The organism is Methyloglobulus sp. (assembly GCF_964779595.1).
This window is the reverse complement of sequence record NZ_CBAROL010000059.1, coordinates 1-5,983: the sequence shown is the minus strand read 5'-3', so window position 1 is coordinate 5,983 and position 5,983 is coordinate 1. Positions and strand designations below refer to the sequence as shown.

Here is a 5,983-nt window from a genome sequence, read left to right as displayed (position 1 = left end):
TAATCTGCCTTCTGCTGAGAAGTCCCAGTCATTGTGCATCTTCCTTACGTCATCTGCGTTGTAATGTACTGCCTCTAAGCGTTTTGCTAGGGCTGTTGCTAATGTGGTTTTACCCGCATTTGGCAAGCCCATAATTAAGAGTTTCACATTAACGCGTCCAGCTCATCGTGCGAACTTGCCGCTTCAATCGCTGCTATTGCTGGTGCTACCGCGTCCTGAGCTGCGTTGAGCGCGGTGGGGTCGTACTTAGCAGGGTCATACATCTGCTCTTGAAAAGCACGCTGATAGCCCATCGAGGCATTCGCTTTCATGCCGTTCTTGCGGTCTTCCACATCAATATCGTAAGTGCCATACACAATCCCTACTGGGTCTGTGGTCAGGTCAAACGCGTGGGCTGTGTAGCCTTGACGGTGTGGTGTGATTTCAGGTCTAACTTCAACCGCTGAGTGCCAACCAGACTCACCTGCGGGTGGTTGAGTGTCCCAGCACTTCACTACTTCATTATTAACAACTTGAACGTATAACATTGTGTTTCTCCTTTAAAAATTATGTACGTTTGATGGCAATTGTCCAGTCCTGACCACTAGCAATCTTAAGCCAAGTAGTCAACGCTCCGACTTGTTTAGGGCTGGAGTAGTAAGTAGTGTTGCCTAAGCCTGATTGGCCCGCATCGTTACGACCCCAAGTCCATAATGTACCGTCTGTTTTGATAGCAAGGGAATAAAATTGCCCACAACTAATAGTTACCCACGTAGTTAATGCCCCTACTTGTTTAGGGCTGGAGTAGTAGGTTGTGTTGCCGAGACCGAGTTGTCCGTAGACGTTATACCCCCATGTCCACAGAGTACCATCTGTTTTTATTGCAGCGGAAAAATAAAGCCCACCAGAAGCACTTGACCACGTGGTTAAAGCGCCAACTTGTTTCGGGGACGAATAATAGGTGATGTTGCCTAGACCGAGATTGCCAAAACCATTACTCCCCCAAGTCCAAAGAGTACCATTGGTTTTAATGGCGATGGTGAAGGCGCTACCGCCTGCAATTTTAGACCATGTTGTTAATGCACCTACTTGTTTAGGGCTGGAGTAATAGGTGGTGTTGCCGAGACCTAGTTGACCCTGTGCGTTATACCCCCATGTCCACAGAGTACCATCTGTTTTTATGGTAGTGGTGAAAGTAGTGCCACTTGAGATTTTGCTCCAAGTCGTCAAAGCACCGACTTGTTTAGGGCTGGAGTAGTAGGTAGTGTTGCCAAGACCGAGTTGACCATTGTTGTTACTACCCCAAGACCAAAGTGTACCGTCTGTTTTGATGGCGAGGGAGCTGCCAGAACCACCTTTAATCGTTAGCCACGTAGTAAGAGCACCGACTTGTTTAGGGGATGAGTAGTTAGTAGTGTTGCCTAAGCCTAGTTGTCCGAAAGCACCACTACCCCACATCCATAGAGTACCGTCGGTTTTTATTGACGCTGAGAAATTAGAGCCTGAATCAATACTTAACCAAGTAGTTAATGCTCCCACCTGTTTAGGACTTGAGTAGTCAGTAGAATTACCTATACCTAGTCGGCCACTACCATTAAACCCCCATGACCACAACTCCTTCGGTATTAAGGGCTTAGGCCATTGTCCTAGTTTCTCGTAGCCCATCGCTTGGTCGAGTGTCCATACACCTGGCGCACTACCGCCTTCCCCACCAACAGGGGGCGTTACGGTGGGTGGTGTCTTACTGATTATCCCGCCTGGCCAAGTTTGACTCATTTTACACTCCTGATTGCCTTCGGTTTCTCAGCCAGTCTTGCTGCGATATGGCTAAAAGGTGCTGACCAATCACCGAATACTTCTTGTCTGTACAATTTAACTGAATCGTAATAGGGTGTTGTCATGCCGTCTAGCGCCCAAGTGAAGTATGGCATAATCGGTGTGATAACCCAGCAATCAACGCCTATAGCTCCTGCCAAATGTGCGATGCTTGTGCATGACGTTATGATGAGGTCGCATGAGGCTATTGCTTGGCGGGTGTCTTCCCACGTGTTCAAGGGCACATCTTTCACCCAGTGCGGTTTCTTATCAAGGTCTGCGTCTCTTTGGAGCGATATAAACTCTGCATCCACGTCTTTAACTGCAGCGAATAGTAACTCCGCTGGAAACAGTTTTCTATGCTCCGCCTCAAAGACTTTATTTCCACTCCATCTTAACCCAATCCGTTTACGATTAGCCTTGATGGTTTTAGGTTTGGCAATGTAAGGTGCGCCTGATAAGTCTTCTAGTTCTAACCCTAACGGGACTACCGCACTCATGCCTTGTACATAAAAGTCATGGTAAATACCGAATGAGGCTTCATGTTGTATGATGGCACTCACCCCTTCAACCCCTACGAATAGGGACGCTAGCTGCCCAGTACAGGCCACGATGACCTTACAGCCCTTGTCGGCAATGAGTTTAGCGTAACGGACTTGATGTATCTGGTCGCCCAGCCCACCTTCTAGGTATAACATGACTACGCCCTTAGACTTACCGTCCCACTGTGGAGTTGGTACATCGGGTGCTTTATTACCAAACACGCCAGCAAGGCGACCTCTGTCCATCAGTTGATAGCCCTTTTGTATCTGCCCTTGCCGTAAGTAGTACCAGCCACGATTGTAGGCGGCACGGTCATTACTGGGTTCGTCAAGCTCTAGTTTCTGCGCGATACGCCAGCCCTCAGCAAAGTCACCTGTTGTTGAGGCGGCTAGTTGTAAATCTAAGTCGTGCAATTCTGGCATGGTGCGTGGTGTGTCTAGCCAAAACTCAGGTTGACAGAATGAGGTGTAGTGGTGTTTCAAGACGTCTCTTGGTGCTTCGCTATGCTGTTTAGCTAAGACGGGCGCGACATTGTGCATCCCTGCCGTGCCGTGTAGTTGTTCGTCATCCTCTGCCACTGAGCTGCCGTCTATGTTGTTAAAGTCATAGTCAAAGTCAGGTAACTCTAGGAAGGCGTGGATACGCGCTAACTGTGCTTTTGGGTCGGCTATCAAGTCCTCGTACTCAACAAATAAGAAGTTCTCAGGTGCAGCCAAGTAACCATTTTGGAGCGAGATGTAGGCGGCACGTAGGTGGTCCATGAGTTGACCTGTTGCCATAAACTTATCTAAGTCGTCTGGTTTAGCGATACGCACAAATGAAGCAGCACAATCAGGCACAGAACGCACGGTGGCAATGATTTTAGGTTGTCTGTCTAAGACTTGCTCCATAGCGCCCATAATTTGGGCAATCGGCCAACCACGTGATTTGTCTATGACGACAGGCTTATCGGTGTCCTCGTAGAAAGCATCAATCATGCCGCGCATCGTCTGTGCGAGTTTAGAGCGGTCTTTATCGTTTTCGTTGAGTAAGCCAGCGCTGTGCCAAGTATTCGCCAAGCCATCCAAAGCATGTACCAGCCCAGACGTTGTTGACACGTGGGTCTGTGGGTTTTGGTTAAGGATAGCCGCGAGGACAGTGCTTCCAGACCTAGGGATACCGCTCAAAAAGTGTAATTGTTTTTTCATAGTGTTTTAGCGGCCATACTGAAATATTTACCACCTGCGGCACTTAGCCACGTAGTCAACGCCCCAACTTGATTGGGGCTTGACCGATTTGCAATATCACCCAAACCTAGTTGTCCTTCATTGTTAAACCCCCATGACCAAAGAGTACTATCGGTTTTGGTGACGAGACAGTGATAACGCGAAGCTGCAACTTTTAACCACGTAGTTAAAGCCCCCACTTGTTTGGGGGATGAGTAGTCGGTAGTGTTGCCGAGACCTAGCGAACCTTGAGAATTTCTGCCCCAGCTCCAGAGCGTACCGTCTGTTTTGGTGGTGATAGCAGAATGGGCGCCAGTTGAAATATTTGACCAATTAGTCAATGCGCCCACTTGTTTAGGGGATGAGTAATAAGTGGTGTTACCGAGACCTAGTTGACCAAAGACGTTATACCCCCAAGACCATAGTGTTCCATCGGTTTTTGTAGCTATGGTAAAAGCATCGCCGCTTTTGACGTTTAACCACGTAGTTAATGCACCAACTTGATTTGGACTTGAACGGTTGGTTGTATCACCTAGCCCGAGATTGCCGAAGTTATTACGCCCCCAACTCCATAGAGTGCCGTCTGTTTTGACGGCAAAGACGGCGTAGCGGCCACAAGCAATAGTTAGCCAAGTAGTCAACGCACCCACTTGTTTAGGTGATGAGTAGTTGGTGATGTTGCCAAGACCTAGTTGTCCGTAGTTGTTCCGACCCCAAGACCAGAGAGTTCCGTCAGTCTTAAGGGTTGTTGTAAAGTTCTCCCCACCGTTGGAAGTTAACCACGTAGTGAGTGCGCCAACTTGTTTAGGGCTAGAATAATAGGTGACGTTTCCTAGACCGAGTTGACCAAAGTTATTCTGACCCCAAGTCCAGAGTGTGCCATCGTTTTTGATGGCTAGCCCGCTGTACAACCCACACGCAATAGATAACCATGTAGTTAATGCACCGACTTGATTAGGGCTACTGCGGTTGGTGGTGTTGCCGAGACCTAGCTGACCATAGGCGTTATTACCCCAACTCCACAACTGAGGTGCAGGCTGCCCAGTCCAGTTCCCCGCTGCGACTGCCTGTAGTTGGGCTTCCAAGCTCCAAACTCCGCTATAGTTCGCCATTGTTGTTCCCCGTTGTATGATTAGTTGGCATGGTTATGAGGTCTTGATGGCGAGGGAGAACGCACTACCAGCAGAAATGGTTGTCCAAGTGGCTAGTGACCCGACTTGTACAGGCGAAGAGGTGTTTAGTATAATCAACGTATTTGTCCCCAACTGACCCGCACTGTTCCTACCCCAAGACCAGAGAGTTCCATCGGTTTTGATGGCGAGAGAATGGTAACCACCACCTGCGATACTAAGCCAAGTAGTTAATGCACCGATTTGTTTTGGTGAGGAGTAGTATGTAATATTACCTAGACCTAGTTGTCCTTGCGCATTATATCCCCAAGTCCAAAGCGAGCCGTCTGATTTAGTGGCAAGGACATGGAAAGAAAAACAACCAGCAGAAATACTCGACCACGTAGTTAATGCCCCAACTTGTTTGGGGCTAGAGTAGTCTGTAGTGTTGCCTAGACCTAGTTGACCAAAGTTGTTACGTCCCCAAGACCACAAAGTACCATCTGTTTTTGTTGCAACAGCATTCAAATACCCGCCAGTAACAGTTAACCACGTGGTTAAAGAGCCTATTTGAGTGGGGGATGATTTATGATATATTGCTGCCGTATTTAGCCCAAGTGCGCCATTATTATTGTGCCCCCACGACCAAAGCGTACCATCAGTTTTTATGGCATAGGAACTGTAAGTGCCGCAAGCGAGTCTAAGCCAAGTGGTAAGAGCGCCTACTTGTTTTGGGGATGAATAGTTAGTGGTGTTACCTAAGCCTAGTCTGCCGCTACCCCCAGCCCCCCATGTCCAGAGAGTACCATCAGTTTTGATGGCGAGAGAATGGTAACCACCACAAGCAACAGTTAGCCAAGTAGTTAGTGCGCCTACCTGAACAGGACTTGAGCGGGAGGTTGTGTCTCCTAGACCTAATCTTCCAGAACCATTATTACCCCAAGCCCATAAAGTACCATCTGTTTTAATTAAAATAGAATCCTGACTTCCAGCAGAGCCACGTAACCAAGTGGTTAAAGCTCCCACTTGTTTCGGGCTAGAGTAGTCTGTAGTGTTGCCAAGACCAAGTTGCCCGTCTCCGCCATCCCCCCAACTCCACAACTGGAAGCCACTAGGCGTTGCGCTGTTACTTGCTGCGCTCATTAGGCTGTTTCCGTAGGTGTTTAGTGCTGCGACACAAACTGTGTAGGGTGCGCCTGTGGTCAGTCCTGTGACTGTGATGGGTGAGGATGAACCTGATGTGCTGGTAGTTGTGCTGTCGGATGTTTTCTTTGCGGTAGCCATGTAGCCCGTGACTGTACCAGAGGGCGCAGTGAACGTAACGGCTAGGCT

The 5,983-nt window shown here is 48.6% G+C and carries 6 protein-coding genes; all 6 read right to left on the bottom strand.

What is annotated here, in order from left to right:
* Positions 1-132 (bottom strand): hypothetical protein (locus AC1YY3_RS12595; RefSeq protein WP_482194552.1); only part of this gene is annotated, 132 nt, incomplete at its 3' end.
* An 11-nt stretch (positions 133-143) separates the two neighbouring features.
* A complete protein-coding gene (locus AC1YY3_RS12590; RefSeq protein ID WP_482194551.1) occupies positions 144-527 on the bottom strand; it encodes a hypothetical protein in 384 nt (127 codons plus the stop codon).
* A gap of 19 nt (positions 528-546) precedes the next feature.
* Positions 547-1,755, bottom strand: coding sequence for an RCC1 domain-containing protein (locus tag AC1YY3_RS12585; RefSeq protein ID WP_482194550.1), 1,209 nt, complete (start codon positions 1,753-1,755; stop codon positions 547-549).
* Positions 1,752-3,524: a sulfotransferase family protein gene (locus AC1YY3_RS12580; RefSeq protein WP_482194549.1), complete on the bottom strand. Its 1,773-nt coding sequence runs from the start codon at positions 3,522-3,524 to the stop codon at positions 1,752-1,754. Before AC1YY3_RS12580 ends, AC1YY3_RS12585 begins: the two co-directional genes overlap by 4 nt.
* Positions 3,521-4,654, bottom strand: coding sequence for an RCC1 domain-containing protein (locus AC1YY3_RS12575; RefSeq protein WP_482194548.1), 1,134 nt, complete (start codon positions 4,652-4,654; stop codon positions 3,521-3,523). Before AC1YY3_RS12575 ends, AC1YY3_RS12580 begins: the two co-directional genes overlap by 4 nt.
* A gap of 33 nt (positions 4,655-4,687) precedes the next feature.
* Positions 4,688-5,983: RCC1 domain-containing protein (locus AC1YY3_RS12570; RefSeq protein ID WP_482194547.1), on the bottom strand; the 1,296-nt coding region annotated here is incomplete at its 5' end.